Origin of the sequence: Corynebacterium sp. ACRPQ (assembly GCF_022347225.1) — a bacterium.
GTDB classification, from domain to species: Bacteria; Actinomycetota; Actinomycetes; order Mycobacteriales; family Mycobacteriaceae; genus Corynebacterium; species Corynebacterium tuberculostearicum_D.
Window position 1 is genome coordinate 54,412 of record NZ_JAKRNF010000010.1, and the last position, 14,556, is coordinate 68,967.

Sequence of the window (14,556 nt, forward strand, 5' to 3'; positions counted from 1 at the left end):
CATGGAGACTGCTGAATCCGTATTGAGGCTCGATGCCTCCTGGGTGGACTACTTTTTGGTAGCCATCTACTTCCTCTTCGTGCTAGGCATCGGCTGGGCCGCCAAGGCCCGAGTGTCTAGCTCCATCGACTTCTTCCTCTCCGGCCGCGGATTGCCCGCCTGGGTGACCGGACTGGCTTTCGTCTCGGCCAACCTGGGCGCGGTGGAAATCATCGGTATGTCCGCCAATGGCGTGGAGTATGGCTTCCAAACCATGCACTACTTCTGGATCGGCGCCATCCCGGCAATGGTCTTTTTGGGCATTGTGATGATGCCGTTCTACTACGGCTCCAAGGTGCGCTCGGTGCCGGAGTTCATGCGCAAGCGTTTTGGCAATGCCGCGCACCTGGTCAATGCGATTTCCTTCGCTGTGGCCCAGCTGCTTATTGCCGGCGTGAACCTGTACTTGCTGGCCACCATCGTGGAGGCCCTGCTGGGCTGGCAGATGTGGGTATCGCTCCTCGTCGCCGGCCTCATCGTGCTGTCCTATATCACCCTGGGTGGCCTTTCGGCTGCCATTTATAACGAGGTCCTCCAGTTCTTCGTCATCATCGCCGCCCTCGCTCCGCTGACCATCATTGGTTTGAACCGCGTTGGTGGTTGGAATGGGCTGAAGGATGCGGTGGCCCAAGATTCGCACTTCCACACGTGGCCGGGCACGGACATCTCCGGTTTTGAGAACCCAGTGTGGTCCGTCATCGGCATCGTGCTGGGCCTCGGCTTCGTGCTTTCCTTCGGTTACTGGACCACCAACTTCGTCGAGGTGCAGCGCGCCATGGCCTCCGATTCCATTTCGGCCGCCCGCAAGACCCCGATTATCGGCGCCTTCCCCAAGATGTTCGTGCCCTTCCTCGTGGTCATTCCGGGCATGGTCGCCTCCGTATCCGTGGCCGATTTGATGGAGGAGCGCGCGGAGCCCAACGACGCCATCCTGCTGCTCATGCGCGACCTTTTGCCCAATGGCCTGCTGGGCGTGGCGATCGCCGGCCTGCTCGCTTCCTTCATGGCCGGCATGGCCGCGAATATCTCGGCCTTTAATACCGTCATCTCCTATGACATCTGGCAGACCTACGTGGTCAAGGACCGCGAGGATGACTACTACCTGAAGTTCGGCCGCATCGCCACGATTATCGCCACCGCTATTGCCATTTTCACCGCGCTGCTCGCGCAAAACTTTGGCAATATCATGGACTACCTGCAGACCCTGTTTGGCTTCTTCAATGCGCCGCTGTTTGCCACCTTCATTCTGGGCATGTTCTGGAAGCGCATGACCCCGCACGCCGGTTGGTCCGGACTCGTAGCCGGTACCGGTTCCGCCATCGCTTTCTGGTACGTCGCATCCTTCACGGACATGATCAACCTGCCCGGCCAAGGCACCGCTTTCGTCGCGGCCGGTGTGGCCTTCGTGGTGGATATCCTGGTATCCATCGTGGTCACCCTGTTCACCCAGCCCAAGCCGGATAGCGAGCTGGTTGGCTTCGTCTCTTCCGTGACCCCCAAGGACCACTTTGAGGACTACACCGAAAAGTCCTTGCCGTGGTACCAGCAGACCGTCCCGCTGGGCATCATTTGCCTGGTGATGGCCGTAGCCCTCAACATCATCTTCGCCTAAGGAGCCCAACATGTCTGAGAAAAAGCGCGCGGGTGCATTCGACCTGCGCAATGTCATCGCCGCACTCCTCGGCCTCTACGGCCTGATTTTGCTCGGCTGCTATTTCTTCCTTGACCCAGGCATCAACCCGGATACCGGGCAGGCAAAGAACGCCAGCGATAACCTATGGGCAAGCCTTGCTTTGCTGGCCGTGGCCGCCGCCTTTGTGCTGTGGGCACGCCTGAAGCCCATCACCATCCCAGGAGAAAACTAATGGTTGAGATTACCTCTGCCACGCTTGCCGACGGCCGCGAGATCCTCTACTTCGACGACCAGCCCCACCCCGACCGCGTGCTTGTCGACGCCCGCGACATCCCCACCGTCGCCCCCGCTTCCGAAATGCGCCGGGATCCCCTAACGGGGGATTGGGTGGCCTTTGCCGCCCACCGCATGAACCGCACCTTCTTGCCACCGGCCAACGAGAACCCGCTGGCGCCAACGCGCGAAGGCCAGCTGCCCACGGAGATCCCCAGCCCCAGCTATGACGTGGTGGTCTTTGAAAACCGCTTCCCGTCTTTTGCCACCACCGCAGACATCGAGCATCCCGAGGAAGACAACCTGCTCGGCATGGTGCCGCGCCTTCCGGCCCACGCCCGCTGCGAGGTGGTGTGCTTTACCGAGGACCCCGCCCTATCCTTCAAGGACCTGCCGGAATCGCGCATTCGCACCGTCATCGAGGCCTGGGCGCACCGCACCGCCGCGCTATCCCAGATCGACGGCGTGCAGCAGGTATTCCCCTTTGAAAACCGCGGCGAGGAAATCGGCGTGACCCTCCAGCATCCGCACGGCCAGATCTACTCCTATCCCTTCCTCTCGCCGCGCCTGCGTTCCATCGTGGATTCCGCCCGCGCCTATGACGGCGACCTCTTCCAGGATCTCCTTGATCGCGAGCGCGCCGCCGGCACCCGCATCATCGCCGAGACCGAGCACTTCACCGTCTTCGTTCCCGCCGCCGCCAAATGGCCGCTGGAAGCCATGGTCCTGCCCAACGAGGAAGTACCCGATTTCGCTGCGCTTACCGACGCCCAACGCGCCGACCTCGCGCCCCTGCTCAAGAAGCTGTACTCCGCCGTGGACCGCTTCTTCGATGGCGTGGACAAGACCCCGTATATCGCCGGCTGGACCCAGGCGCCGGTGGACCCGGACCTGCGCCCCGGCATCCGCATGCACCTGCAGCTCTTTTCGCTCATGCGCTCGCCCGGCCGCATGAAGTACCTCGCCGGTTCCGAGTCCTCGCAGGCCGTGTGGATAAATGACACCACCCCGGAGCGCATCGCCGCCCGCTTTAAGGAGATCTGGGATGCTTAACTGGATTGACACCCGCAGCGATGCGGAGCTTGCCGCCGCAGCCCGCGACCTCTTCGCCGCTGCGTTTCCGGACACGCCCGAGCCGGCCGGCGTGTGGGCCGCCCCCGGCCGCGTCAACCTCATCGGCGAGCACATCGATTACGCCGGCGGCGCCTCCATCCCCTTTGCGCTGGAACAAAGCACCGCCGTCGCCGTCGCGCCCCGCACCGATGGCCTTCTCCGGATAGCCTCCGAATACGACGGCAGCGTTGCCCAGGCCAGCCTCCCACTCTCCGAAGTCCGCCCCGGCCACCCTTCCGACTGGTCCGGCTACGTTGCCGGCACCGTCTGGGCCGCCACTACCGCGGACGTTCTGACTTGCACCGGCCTCGATATTGCCATCGTCTCTGATGTCCCCGTCGGCTCTGGCCTGTCCAGCTCCGCCGCCCTCGAATGCTCCGTGGCCGTGGCCGCCTACGAGCTCTGCCACGGCAACGCCCCCGATGACGCCGCCCGCGCGCAGCTGGCCCAGGCGTGCATCCGCGCCGAAAACGAGGTGGTTGGCGCCTCTACCGGCGGCTTGGACCAGAATGCCAGCCTCTTCGGTCAGCGCGGCAAGGCGCTATTCCTGGACTTTTCCACCGGCGCCGTCGAGCGCGTGCCGTTCAATATCGAAGCCCAGGACATGGTGCTGCTCATCGCGGACACCAATGCACCGCACACGCTTTCCGACGGCCAATATGCCTCCCGCCGCGGCATCATCGACGCCGTCCAGTCCGCCGCCGGCCGCTCCATCCGCGAAATCCCGGATGCGGAGGAATTCGCCGCCACCGTCAACCCCGCCGACGCGGAACTCTACCGCCGCCGCGTGCGCCACGTGGTGGAAGAAACCGACCGCACCCTGGCCGCCGCCACCGCGCTTACCTCTTCCGACCCGGCAGAGTTCCGCCGCCTCATGCGCGAAAGCCACCTTTCCCTGCGCGACCTGTACGAAGTCACCACTCCGGAACTCGACTCCGCTTTCACCGCGGCCGGCGAACTCGGTGCCCGCATGACTGGCGGCGGCTTCGGCGGCGCCGTCATCGCGCTCATCCCGCGCTCCGCCGTGGAGTCCACCGCCCAGGCCATTTACGACGCTGCAGCATCCCGCGGCTTCCCAGAGCCCACCTTCTTGGTGGCCCGCCCGGGAGACGGCGCCCGCCGCTTGGCTTAAGCTCCGGCTCCGGGCTCGGCTCGGTCGCGACCCCCAGCGCGCCTCTCGTCGTTAGGTCCATACTGATCAGGCTGATCTGAAGGCTGGGCCGCCTCAGATCTGCCCTAACTCCCTCAATTCGGCCTGATCAGATCAGCCCTAAGCCTTTAGCGTTTGGTTCACAACGCCGAGAGAGCTTTCTGAATCCCCTCGCGCAGCGTCTCGCGAGACTGTTTCATCGGATGCGCAATCGCGCGCAACCCCATGTACGCAATCTGGTCGGCCGCCCGATTCAGCGGATCGCCCGCATGCCCGAGCACACGGCGAATGTCGACCTCGCATTGGCCTTGGATATCGCCCCAAGCTTGCTGGAATCGCGACCGCGCACCTGAAGACACCCCTCGCCACGTGCGCCCCGGCCGTGATGCTTTAGAGCCGCGCTTATGCACAATCTGCTCGACCGCCTCCAAAGCGGCTACGGAATCGGACTCAATGACCGCCTTGCGCGCGCCCACCTTGAGCAGGTATTTCAGCGCGAGCGTCAGTGCTTCGAGTTCGAGCTCATCCGTGCTCGCCTTGGTTTCTCGAGTCCGTAACCGGTAGTCGCCGTTGCCAGCAACGAAGCACATCGACCCCTTGAATACGGTATCCGAGGAAGCATCGGTGGCTATGCGCACCACGTCGCCCTCGGCCCACGAGGAGGCGCGCGAGAAGTTCGGCCACCAGTGTGCTTTCGGCGTCTCTACCTGTGCCGCTTGCTTCTTTTTCGGCGCCTCACCCATCTTGCGCGCCTTGCGAGCGGTCAGGCCGGCTTGTTTTCTGCGCACGGAGCTCGCGCTTTTCGAAGCCCTATTTTCTCCCGCAAAGCTTCCCGTCACCGTGAAACCGTCAGCCGTGAGTGCCGCTCGCAACGCATTCTGCCTGCGACCAGTGACAATCCACACTCGTCCGTCGAGTCCCTTGAGCGCGCGTTTGACCTCGCGCACGGCGATATCGACGATATCGCCCTTCTTCGTTTGGCCGCGGCGCACAAAACGCGTCTGCTTGGTATTGACCGCGATGACCCAGCCTTCGATGGTGCCGTTGGGGGCGGAATCCCAACGCTCGTCCCAGAGCGCGACCGCAACATGGATTGGTGCCGAGACCATATCCGAGGTGATCTTGCGGGTGCCGTAGGTGCGCGATTGCGTACCGGTTAGTTCTGAGAGCTCGATGGGTTCCATTATCTCTAGTAAAGCACGGTTAACCGCGCTGCTGAATTATCCCCCACACCGCCGCTGTGAACTACTTCTCCTTAGGTCGAATGTGATCGAGCCGATCTGAGCACAACCCGCCCTCAAATCAGCCTCAACGCCCTCAAATCGGCCCGATCACCTTGGACCTAAAGTTCCGCCCCTCACTCAAGGTCCTCGGAAATTCACCTTCCTGAGCCTCATGAAGCGCGCCCCGCCCCGCCAGCCGCGAGGATGAAACCATGATTACAGATCACTTCATCAACCTTCGTTACGCCGGAGCCGAAAGTCCGCACCATTTAGCCCTCCAGCGCGGTGAGCTCACCCAGATAGCGCCCTGGATCGCCGTTCCCACGGCCACCTGGAGGCAATGGGTGCGCCATAAACAACAATTCGCCAAAGTAGTCGCTGCCGGGTGGAGCACCCACCGCGCCGTTCTCATCGGTAAATCGGCCGCGCGGTTGTGGGGAATGTGGGTAATTTCTACGGCAGGGGAGGAGGTGGAGTTAGCGGTGCCTTCGGGAAGCGTGCCCCCACGCAGGCTCACCCCGAAAGGCTACCGGTACCGCCGAGTAAAGTCCCTTCAAGAATCCATGGTGTCGATAGCGGGTGTGCGCGCCACGAATCCTGCCCGCACCTGCCTTGAAATCGCTCGGCTACACGGCTTCTCGGATGGCCTGGTAGCTACCGATTCTGCCCTCGGCCAACACGACGTCACCACATATGACTTGCGCGAAGAGCTTGCAAAGATGCAGCGCACGAAGGGACAAGCAGCCATGCGTAAGGTTATCGAGCACGCGTATGGCGGATCGGAATCGCCCTATGAGTCCTATCTGCGAGCCCTCATTATTGAGCGTTTCCCGCAGGTGAAAATTGAGCCGCAGAAACCGCTGCTCGGGAAATATCGGGCAGATCTCTGTCTCGATGGCTGGCTGGTACTCGAGGTCGATGGCGATGCCAAGTATGACGGCACCTATGGCGAGGCACCCGCCCACGTGGTCAAGCAGCAGATAAAGAGGCAGCGAGCGCTAGAAAACCGCGGATACGTGGTGCTGCGCTTTGGCCCCAGCGATATGAAAGCGCCGGACGAGGCTTTCCGGATAATCGCTAACCACCTGGGAAAACGCGGCAGTAAAGTAGCCTAGATCACCCCCGAGCCACCCCACAACGCATAAAAGTTGTTGAACAAAAGGCATAGCAACCTTTAAGATGATGCGCATCACAAATTAATGCGACCTGCATCACGAAAGGTGAATCTAGTGAGTGCTGAGACATCACACGCCACTCCGGCGCAGGCGGGGGACAAGACCCCGCCCAAAGGCCTCGGCGCCATGGCCGGTGCCATGTTCCTTATGGCCACCTCCGCCATCGGTCCGGGATTTTTGACCCAGACCTCGGTCTTTACCGTGCAGATGGGGGCATCCTTCGCGTTTGCGATTATGCTGTCCATCCTCGTGGACATCGCTATCCAGCTCAATGTGTGGCGCGTTCTCTGCGTGACCGGTATGCGGGCCAATACCTTGGGCAATACCGTGCTCCCTGGCCTGGGCTGGGTGCTTGCCGTATTCGTGTTCATCGGTGGCGCGGTTTTTAATATCGGCAATATTGCCGGTTCTGGCCTAGGCATTAACGCGATGCTGGGCATCGATTCGCGCATCGGCGGCGTCATTGCCGCGGCCATCGCGATCTTTATCTTCCTCTCCAAGAAGGCAGGCATGGCGCTTGACCGCCTCGTCGCGGTCTTGGGCGCGGTCATGATCCTGCTGATGCTCTACGTTGCTGTGGTCAGCCAGCCACCGGTGGGCGAGGCGCTCAAGAATGCCGTCGCGCCGGGCGAAATCGATTTCTTCGTCATCACCACCATCATCGGTGGCACCGTGGGTGGTTATATCACCTTTGCCGGCGCGCACCGCCTCATCGATTCCGGCCACACCGGCGTGGAAAACGTCAAGAACATTACCTATACCTCGGTAAGCGGCATTGTGGTCACTGGCATCATGCGCATGCTCCTCTTCTTGGCGGTCCTCGGTGTGGTGGCCACCGGCGTGGCGCTTTCGGACGACAACACCGCGGCCGATGCCTTCTACAATGCCGCCGGCGAGTTTGGCCTGCGTGCCTTCGGCGTGGTCCTCTTCGCGGCCGGTTTGTCCTCGGTTATCGGTGCCGCCTATACCTCGGTATCCTTCGTGACCTCCCAGGACACCTCGACGCGCACCCGCAATATCCTCACCATTATCTTCATTGCGGTGTGCACGGTAGTCTTCGCAGTCATCAACTCCGCGCCACAGAAGTTGCTCATCTTCGCCGGTGCCATCAATGGCCTGATCCTGCCCATCGGTTTCGCCCTCGTGATGTGGGTGGCCTGGCGCCGCCGCGACCTCCTGCAGGGCTATAAGTATCCTAAGTGGTTGCTGATTATCGGCGCCCTGGCATGGGTACTCACCATCTTCATCGGCTTCAAGGCTTTCTCGGGCATCACCGAGCTGTGGGCATAATGCAGACCCCAGAGCAGGTGCGCGAGTATGCGCGCAGCCATGACATGGCCACCACCGCCGGGCATGCCCGCGGTTTCATGCAGGCTAACCTGCTGGCCGTGCCGCAGGAATACGCCTTTGACTTCTTGCTCTTTGCCCAGCGCAATCCCAAGCCATGCCCGATTGTGGGCGTGCTGGAAGCCGGTCAGTACACCTCCGAGCTGCTGCCGGGTGGGGACATCCGCACCGATATTCCGGCCTACCGTGTCTTTGAAAACGGCGAGCACACAGCCACGCTTGCCGACGCCACCTCGTACTACACCCCAGACATGGTCAGCTTCCTTATTGGTTGCTCTTTTACCTTTGAGACTGCGCTGCAGGATAACGGCATTGAGGTCGCGCACATTGCTCAGCAGTGCAACGTGCCGATGTTTAAAACCACGATTCCCACCACCCCGGCCGGTGTCTTTTCCGGCCCCATGGTGGTCTCCATGCGTCCGATTCCGGCCGCGCAGGTCTCCGATGCCGTGCGGATTACCTCCCGTTACCCATCGGTTCACGGCGCCCCGGTCCATGTGGGTGACCCGGCGGCCATTGGCATTGAGGATCTATCCCGCCCCGACTTTGGCGATCCGGGCGAAGTGCCAGAGGGCTGCTTGCCGGTCTTTTGGGCCTGTGGTGTGACCCCGCAGGCCATCGTGATGGAATCTAAGCCGCGCTTAGCTATTACGCACGCGCCGGGCCAGATGCTCGTGACCAACGCCCGGGATCAAGATTTCCTCATTCCTTAATCGTCCAGCACGGCGAGGATCTTCTCGCAGGTATTCATGAGGCTGTCATGCGCAAGCGTGGCGGCTTCGCGGCGTTTTCCATCCGCGATGAGCGTGGCCAAGGTGATATTTCCTTGAATGTGGTCCGCATGCAGCTGCGGGTAGCGCGGGATGGCCAGCAGGAAAGTGAGCCGCATGCGGGCGAGAAGGTTATCCATCTGCTCATTGAGCGTAGGCGAGCCCAGCGCGGCGACCAGCGTGCGGTGGAAGCGCTGGTTGATGGCGGAGACTTCCTGGTGCTCGCCGCGTGCCGCGTAGTCGAAGGCGGAGGAAGTGAGGGTGACGAGCGAGGGGGCGTCGGCAAAAGCGCCCCACCGCACCGCCGCCGGTTCGATGGCCGCGCGGGCGGCAAAGAGGTCACGGATATAGTCAGTATCCGGCGTCGCGAGGAAGACGCCGCGATTGGGGATGCGCTCGACAATGCGCTCCGCGGCGAGCCTAGTGAAAGACTCGCGGAGGGTATTGCGCGAGCAGTGAAAGCGCTCGGCCGCCTTGACCTCGCTGAGCTGCTCGCCCGGCTGGAATTCGCCGGCGGAGATGGCCTCGCGCAACTCGGAGGCGACAGACTGGGAAAGCATGACCACAACTGTACTAAAAAGTTATGCACCTCACATTGAAGATGAGGTGCATAGCGATGGCGAGAGCGCTAATCGATGGTCGCGATGACCTTGGAGGAATCCAGACGGTCACCTTCTGCGGCCAGGAGCTTGATGGTACCGCCGCGCGGAGCCTTGATGGCCGATTCCATCTTCATGGCCTCGACGGTGGCGATGGCATCGCCCTCGGCCACGGTATCGCCGTCCGCAACGTTCCAGGCCACGAGGTTGGCCTCGAACGGGGAAGTAACCGCGTTGTCATCGGTGGACTGCGCTCCGGCCGAAGACGGCGCGGTGGAGGCAGAACCACCGGCCGAGGCGGCGCCCGGCGCGGCGAGGAAGTCCACGGGCACGCCGACGTTGACCAGCTTGCCGTCGATTTCTACGGCCACAGTGCGGCGCTGGGTGTAGATGGCCTCGACCTTTTCCACCTGGTTGGCAGCAGACGGGCGGTAGTTGTGATCCACCCAGTCAGTAAATACGCCAATCTCGGAGGCACCGGCGGCAGCGGCATCGTCTGCTGGGGCGGCGGTGCCGATGAGTGCGGGCTCATCCATCATGTCGCGGTGGAACGGCAGTACGGTGCGCACGCCGGTGACGGTGAACTCGCGCAGGGCAAAGCGGGCGCGGGCCAGGGCGATCTCGCGGGTCGGGCCCCACACCACCAGCTTGGCAATCAGGGAGTCATAGTACGGCGGGATGATAGAGCCAGAGCGCACCGCGGAATCTACGCGGATACCCGGGCCGGTCGGCGGCTCGAAAGAGACGATGGTGCCAGGGCACGGCGCAAAGCCATTGAGGATGTCCTCGGCATTGATACGGAACTCAAAAGCATGGCCGTGGGACTGCGGATCCTCATCAAAGGACAGCGGCTCGCCGGCCGCGATGCGGAACTGCTCGGCGATGATATCGGTGCCGGTGACTACCTCGGTAACTGGGTGTTCGACCTGCACACGGGTATTGACCTCGAGGAAGGAAATGGTGCCGTCCTCGGAGACAATGTATTCCACGGTGCCGGCACCGGTGTAGCCCACCTTGGAGCAAATGGAGCGCGCGCCTTCGATGATGCCGTTGCGTTGGGCGTCGGAAAGCGCAGGCGCCGGAGCCTCCTCAATGAGCTTCTGGAAGCGGCGCTGGGTGGAGCAATCGCGGGTGCCGAGAACGCGCACATTGCCGTGCGCATCGGCCAGCACCTGGGCCTCGACGTGGCGCGGGTGGGTGAGGAACTTCTCCACGTAGCACTCCGCGCGGCCGAAAGCCTCCATGGCCTCGCGCCCGGCGGAGTTGAACGCGCCCTCAATCTCTTCCATATTGTCCACGACCTTCAAGCCGCGTCCGCCGCCGCCATAAGCGGCCTTGATGGCAATGGGCAGGCCGTGCTCTTCGGCAAAGGCGCGGGCCTCCTGCCAGTCATCGATGGGATCGGAGGTACCCGGTGCCAGCGGCGCGCCAACTTCCTCGGCCACGCGGCGCGCAGCGATCTTGTCACCGAGCAACTCGATGGACTCCGGGGAAGGGCCAATCCAGATCATGCCGGCCTCGGTAACCGTGCGGGCAAAGTCGGCGTTTTCGGACAAGAAGCCGTAGCCCGGGTGGATGGCATCGGCGCCGGCGCGCACCGCGATATCAAGCAGCGCGGGCACGTTCATGTAGGTATCGGCCGCGGTATTGCCCGGCAGCGCATAGGATTCGTCCGCTACCTGGGTATGCAAGGCACCAGCGTCTGCTTCGGAATAAATGGCGATGGACTTAATGCCCAAGTCGCGGGCGACGCGGGCGATACGCACGGCAATCTCGCCGCGGTTAGCAATGAGGACGGTCTTAATCTGCATTCTGTTCTCCAGTGTTCAAGGCTTGGGGTGCTACGAGTTCAAAGTTCACGCGCGCGCCGGGTGGCAGCTGCGCGGCGATATCAATATCTTCTTCCAATACGGTGGCGATGACGGGGTAGCCACCGGTCACGGCGTGATCGCGGAGGAAGACCACGGGCTTGCCATTGGGCGGAATTTGGATGGAGCCGGCGACCATGCCCTCGGAGGGGAGCTCGCCGTCTTTAACGCGTTCAATTGGTTCTTCGCCATCGAGGCGCAGACCCACGCGGTTGGAATCCGAGGTGACGGTCCACTCGGTATCCAGGAAGGAGGAGACATCATCGCCAAACCAGTCATCGCGCGGTCCAAGTACGCAGCGCAAGGTGGCGCGGGTTTTACCATCGGAGCTTTCACGCACGCGCAGTGGGTTGGCCAGTTGGGCGTCGGTCATGCCGGTAGAGCGCGGCAGCACACCGATGACATCGCCGGTGGTGACCGGATCCGGGCCAAGGCCAGAAAGGACGTCGGTGGCCGCGGAGCCGAGCTCGGATTCGGCGATGATGCCGCCGCGGATGGCCACGTAATTGCGCATGCCTACCGTTGCAGGGTCCACCGTGACGGTTTGCCCGGCCGTGACCAGCACTGGGCGAGCAAGGTGAACCGGCATCTCGCCGAGGCGCACACGCGCGGTCGCGCCGGTGACGCAAATGACGGTATCGGTGAGCGCGTGGAGCTTAATGCCGCCGATATTTTCCAGCACCGTTGCCCCGCGCGGGTTGCCCACGGCCACGTTGGCGGTCGCGGCCGCGGCGCGGTCGGCAGCACCGGAGGGGGTCACGCCGAGATCGCCCACACCTGGGCGGCCCAAGTCCTGGTAGAGGGTAAGCAGGCCGGCATCGATAACCTCCATGCGCGGCAAGCGGGCAGGGGCGCGCTTCGAGCGGGCAGAGTGATCAACAAGCTCCGGCAGCTTATCCACGCTGCGATAGCGCACGCGGTCACCCGGCTGCACCAGCGCCGGCGGGTTGGCATTCGAATCCCACATCGGCGTATTGGTGGTACCTAAAAGCTGCCAGCCGCCCGGGGATACGCGCGGGTACACCGCGGAAAACTCGCCCGCGATACCAACGGCGCCGGCCGGCACCGCGGTACGGGGACTGGAGCGGCGGGGCACGGCTCGCGCCTGGGAGGGATCCGACGGCGCACAGTAGGTAAAGCCCGGGGCAAAGCCACCGAATGCCGCGGTCCACTCGGTAGAGGTATGCCAGTCAATGAGCGCTTCGCGCGAAAGACCCAGCAGGTCCGCGGCCTCGTCCACATCCTCGCCGTCATAGAGCACATCGATTTCAACCGTGCGGGCCTCCGCAGCCGTCGCGGCGGCAGGGGAGAAGTCCTGTAAGAATTCGGCCGCATCGCGCGCCGAATCCGGCGCTTCAAACGTCAGCAGCAGGGTGGTGGCGGCCGCGATGCAGTCCATCTGATTCTTCAAAGGCTTGGCAGAAAGCGCCGCGTGCCAATCCATGACCTGGTTCAATCCATCCAGGTCAATGAGCAACGCGCGCGTGCCCACAAAATTAATGTGCATTAGATAAAGCTCCGAATCTCGATGCCTTCTTCCCGCAGGCGTTCAACCACGCCGCGCAGCAGCTTCACCGCGCCGGGCGAATCGCCGTGGGTGCATACGGATTGCGCATCCACCTCGAGCTTCGTGCCATCCACGGCCGTAATCGAGCCGGTCTGCGCCACCTCAAGTACTCGCTGCACCACCTCATCGGCGCTGCCCAGCACCGCATTGGCCTCCTTGCGCGAGACCAGCGTGCCATCGGGGTTGTAGTTGCGGTCCGCAAAGGCCTCACGGATGACGGTAAGCCCGCTGCGCTTGGCGACGTCCACCGCTACACCCCCTGGCAGCAGCATCACCGGCAAGTCCCCAAAGGCCTTAATGCCCTTGATGACGGCTTCTGCTTGTGCCTCATCTTTCACGATTGCGTTATACATCGCCCCGTGCGGCTTCACATAGGAAACCGTGGTGCCATTGGCACGGGCCAAAGCGTCGAGCGCGCCAATTTGGTAGGTCACCTCGTCTGCAAGCTCGTCCGGGTTGTAATCGATAAAACGGCGGCCGAAACCTGCGGCGTCGTTATAACCTACGTGTGCGCCTACGGTCACGCCTGCTTCTGCTGCCGCCTTGAGCGTGCCCGCAATCGAGTGCGGGTCGCCCGCATGGAAGCCGGTGGCCACGTTTGCGGAGGACACCATTTCCAGCATTGCCGCGTCATCTGCGACCGGATTGCCCGCAGTGGTTTCTCCCAAATCCGCATTGAGATCGATATGGAGCGAGGACATTCAACACCGTCCTTAAGATTGTTGAACAATTCGAATGCCCTTTAGTGTAACCCTCGCCACTGCCATTTGTGAAGGCGGTTACGTTTTATTTACCCGCGTGTGCACCCCCACCCAGGCACGAGAAAACCGCCCCGCCCCGTGTACGAGGTCCGGGAGGAGGCGGCATGGCCTGCTAGAGCCCAAGGGTCCGAAGGTTCTAGCTTGTGAAATCTTTAGCGGCCGTAGTTTTGGACAGCGTAGAGCTTGCCTTCAGAGTTAATGGCAACGCCGACTCCGATGGTCTTGGCGCGTGGGTCCAGCATAATCTTGCGGTGACCCGGGGATTCGTACCAAAGCTTGACCAGGAGGGCATCGGAATAGTCGCTCCACGCCTGCAGGACATTCTCGCCACCAGCTGGGATATTGGCAGGATAGTGGTTCCAGTGCTGTGGGCGGTGGCTGAGCTTATCCGCGCGCACCAGCTGGTCGGCCCAATCTTGAGCCAGCCCATTGAGTGCGGCATTAGCGCGAACCGGGCGCAGGCCGTGCGCCTGGTGGTATTCGTTGGTGTGGTTGATGATGCTCTGCACGCGATTGGAAGCCGGATCGGCGGGCTTTGCTGCTGTGGCCGGCGCGGCGGGAAGGTTTAGCGTCGGCACCGGAAGGTTCGCGCCATTAAAGTTGCCCGAGGAACTTAGGGAGCTGGAGGCTTCAGCAGGTGCAACGAAAAATCCCACAGCGATGGCTGCCGCAAGGGTAGGGGCTACAAATTTTTTGGTGGAGAAGCGAATAGTAGGGGTGAACATGAGCGGAACCTTTCTTCTGTAACCTGGCGGAGAATCAGGCGGGAAACTGGGAGAATCAACAGCAAAAATCCGTTCCCCTTTGTTTAAAAGTTAATCAATTCCAGCGGATAAAATCGACTTGAACAGCAATTATTAAAATATTTGAAGTTGATGTTCCGTATAACTAATTACTTCTTAGTTATTTCTCGAATTGAGCTAGGAAGCTCCTGAAATCCCTCAGTTGGTTGCGAATTTCCCCTCCCCAACGGGGGTGGTTTCTAGTCAGTGTCTTAGATTCTCGGAGAAGCAGTAGGTACTTGAGTCATGAGGGTGG

At 62.0% G+C, this 14,556-nt stretch carries 13 protein-coding genes; 7 read left to right on the plus strand and 6 right to left on the minus strand.

Going from position 1 to position 14,556, the window contains the following annotated elements:
* Position 1 precedes the first annotated feature (1 nt).
* The 4 genes from MHY24_RS07405 to galK are packed head-to-tail and all read left to right on the plus strand — an operon-like array spanning position 2 to position 4,190.
* The gene (locus MHY24_RS07405) at positions 2-1,651 is read left to right on the plus strand and encodes a sodium:solute symporter family protein (RefSeq protein WP_239229030.1); all 1,650 of its coding nucleotides are present in this window, start codon (positions 2-4) and stop codon (positions 1,649-1,651) included.
* Positions 1,652-1,661: 10 nt separating this feature from the next.
* Positions 1,662-1,904, plus strand: coding sequence for a hypothetical protein (locus MHY24_RS07410; RefSeq protein ID WP_005322508.1), 243 nt, complete (start codon positions 1,662-1,664; stop codon positions 1,902-1,904).
* Positions 1,904-2,998 carry a galactose-1-phosphate uridylyltransferase gene (gene galT, locus MHY24_RS07415; RefSeq protein WP_239229050.1) on the plus strand — a complete coding sequence of 365 codons (1,095 nt, stop codon included), beginning with the start codon at positions 1,904-1,906 and terminating at the stop codon, positions 2,996-2,998. Before MHY24_RS07410 ends, galT begins: the two co-directional genes overlap by 1 nt.
* A complete protein-coding gene (galK, locus tag MHY24_RS07420) occupies positions 2,991-4,190 on the plus strand; it encodes a galactokinase (protein WP_239229052.1) in 1,200 nt (399 codons plus the stop codon). The genes galT and galK overlap by 8 nt, the downstream gene beginning before the upstream one ends.
* Before the next feature lie 158 nt (positions 4,191-4,348).
* Here the strand turns inward: galK and MHY24_RS07425 are convergent, their stop codons facing one another.
* Positions 4,349-5,392 (minus strand): RNase H family protein, encoded by a 1,044-nt coding sequence (locus MHY24_RS07425; protein ID WP_225745858.1) that lies wholly within the window; start codon positions 5,390-5,392, stop codon positions 4,349-4,351.
* Positions 5,393-5,643: 251 nt separating this feature from the next.
* On the opposite strand from MHY24_RS07425, the gene MHY24_RS07430 reads away from it, so the two are divergent.
* The 3 genes from MHY24_RS07430 (at position 5,644) to MHY24_RS07440 (ending at position 8,666) form a co-directional block, all read left to right on the plus strand.
* The gene (locus MHY24_RS07430) at positions 5,644-6,546 is read left to right on the plus strand and encodes an endonuclease domain-containing protein (protein WP_239229054.1); all 903 of its coding nucleotides are present in this window, start codon (positions 5,644-5,646) and stop codon (positions 6,544-6,546) included.
* A 186-nt stretch (positions 6,547-6,732) separates the two neighbouring features.
* Entirely contained in the window at positions 6,733-7,896 is a 1,164-nt protein-coding gene (locus MHY24_RS07435; RefSeq protein ID WP_239229139.1) for an NRAMP family divalent metal transporter, read from the plus strand.
* Positions 7,896-8,666, plus strand: a complete 771-nt coding sequence (locus tag MHY24_RS07440; RefSeq protein ID WP_239229064.1) for a putative hydro-lyase — start codon at positions 7,896-7,898, stop codon at positions 8,664-8,666. The genes MHY24_RS07435 and MHY24_RS07440 overlap by 1 nt, the downstream gene beginning before the upstream one ends.
* Here MHY24_RS07440 and MHY24_RS07445 read toward each other — a convergent pair.
* The 5 genes from MHY24_RS07445 to MHY24_RS07465 form a co-directional block, all read right to left on the minus strand.
* Entirely contained in the window at positions 8,663-9,283 is a 621-nt protein-coding gene (locus MHY24_RS07445; protein ID WP_204609989.1) for a GntR family transcriptional regulator, read from the minus strand. The two genes, MHY24_RS07440 and MHY24_RS07445, sit on opposite strands and share 4 nt — an antisense overlap.
* A gap of 68 nt (positions 9,284-9,351) precedes the next feature.
* A complete protein-coding gene (locus MHY24_RS07450) occupies positions 9,352-11,133 on the minus strand; it encodes a biotin carboxylase N-terminal domain-containing protein (protein ID WP_239229075.1) in 1,782 nt (593 codons plus the stop codon).
* A complete protein-coding gene (locus MHY24_RS07455; protein ID WP_239229077.1) occupies positions 11,123-12,697 on the minus strand; it encodes a 5-oxoprolinase/urea amidolyase family protein in 1,575 nt (524 codons plus the stop codon). The genes MHY24_RS07450 and MHY24_RS07455 overlap by 11 nt, the downstream gene beginning before the upstream one ends.
* Positions 12,697-13,458, minus strand: a complete 762-nt coding sequence (locus MHY24_RS07460; RefSeq protein ID WP_049378661.1) for a LamB/YcsF family protein — start codon at positions 13,456-13,458, stop codon at positions 12,697-12,699. Before MHY24_RS07460 ends, MHY24_RS07455 begins: the two co-directional genes overlap by 1 nt.
* A 212-nt stretch (positions 13,459-13,670) precedes the next feature.
* Positions 13,671-14,243, minus strand: a complete 573-nt coding sequence (locus tag MHY24_RS07465) for a CAP domain-containing protein (protein ID WP_239229078.1) — start codon at positions 14,241-14,243, stop codon at positions 13,671-13,673.
* Positions 14,244-14,556 lie beyond the last annotated feature (313 nt).